The sequence below is a fragment of the Streptomyces sp. NRRL S-31 genome, from assembly GCF_000718775.1.
GTDB lineage: Bacteria > Actinomycetota > Actinomycetes > Streptomycetales > Streptomycetaceae > Streptomyces.
The window spans coordinates 1-1,118 of sequence record NZ_JOCB01000224.1; the positions used below are offsets into that span (position 1 = coordinate 1).

Sequence of the window (1,118 nt, forward strand, 5' to 3'; positions counted from 1 at the left end):
CTGGTGACCGCCTCCGACCCGATGCCGCTGCTGGTGGAACGCGAACGCGCCCTGTACGGCTCCTGGTACGAGTTCTTCCCCCGCTCCGAGGGCACCCCCGAGGAACCGCACGGCACGTTCCGCACCGCCGCCCGACGGCTGAAACCGATCGCGGACATGGGCTTCGACGTCGTCTACCTGCCCCCCGTCCACCCCATCGGCACCACCTTCCGCAAAGGCCCCGACAACACCCTCACCGCCGGCCCCGACGACGTCGGCGTCCCCTGGGCGATCGGCTCGCCCGAAGGCGGCCACGACAGCGTCCACCCCCGCCTGGGCACCCTGGACGACTTCGACTTCTTCGTGGCCGAAGCCGCCGGACTCGGGCTGGAGGTCGCACTGGACTTCGCCTTGCAGTGCTCACCCGACCACCCCTGGGTGGAGAAGCACCCCGAGTGGTTCCACCACCGCCCCGACGGCTCCATCGCCCACGCCGAGAACCCGCCGAAGAAGTACCAGGACATCTACCCCATCGCCTTCGACGCCGACATGGACGGCCTGGTCACCGAGACCGTCCGCCTCCTGCGGCACTGGACGGACCACGGCGTACGGATCTTCCGGGTCGACAACCCCCACACCAAACCGGTCGTCTTCTGGGAACGCGTCATCGCCGAGGTCAACCGCACCGACCCGGACGTGATCTTCCTGGCCGAGGCCTTCACCCGCCCGGCGATGATGCACGCCCTCGCCCAGGCCGGATTCCAGCAGTCCTACACCTACTTCACCTGGCGCAACAGCAAGCGGGAACTGACCGAGTACCTGACCGAACTGTCCGGCGAGGCCGCGGCCTACATGCGGCCCAACCTCTTCACCAACACCCCCGACATCCTGCACGCCTACCTCCAGCACGGCGGACGCCCCGCCTTCGAGGTCCGCGCCGTCCTCGCCGCCACCCTCTCCCCCGCCTGGGGCATCTACAGCGGCTACGAACTCTGCGAGAACACCCCGCTGCGCGAGGGCAGCGAGGAGTACCTGCACTCGGAGAAGTACCAGCTCCGCCCCCGCGACTGGGAGACCGCCGCCCGCGAAGGCCGCACCATCGCACCCCTGATCACCCGCCTCAACCAGATCAGGCGGCG

Annotated in this window: 1 pseudogene; it reads left to right on the plus strand. The window is 69.2% G+C overall.

The annotated features are described in order from the left end of the window. A pseudogene (locus tag IF37_RS0138300) lies at window positions 1-1,118 on the plus strand (alpha-1,4-glucan--maltose-1-phosphate maltosyltransferase); the annotation flags it as partial.